Raw genomic sequence first — 256 nt, 5'->3', positions numbered from 1 at the left:
CGGACAGGTTGCCCCCCGATTTCTGCTGGATGGTCATGACGATGCCGAAGAAGCTGACCTCCGCGGTCGGCATGCTCTCGAACATCTTCTTGCAGCCTTGCTCAAGTGTGATGCCGACCTTCAGGCCCTCGCACAGGCGATTGAATTCCATGCCGCAGGGATCGGGCACCTCGCGCGCCACGATGCGCAGCGCCTCGTTGGTCGGAAGGCCGGACTTCACCGAGCGCACGATCACGTCGATGGCGTTGGCGAATTC

The 256-nt window shown here is 62.1% G+C and carries 1 protein-coding gene; it reads right to left on the bottom strand.

Annotated elements, in window-relative coordinates:
- Positions 1-256: type II secretion system F family protein (locus Q5762_RS38970; protein ID WP_315897051.1), on the bottom strand; the 256-nt coding region annotated here is incomplete at both ends.

Source organism: Streptomyces sp. P9(2023), from assembly GCF_032436795.1.
Lineage (GTDB): Bacteria > Actinomycetota > Actinomycetes > Streptomycetales > Streptomycetaceae > Streptomyces.
The sequence above is the reverse complement of the archived record's forward strand: the minus strand, read 5'-3'. Positions and strand labels throughout refer to the sequence as shown.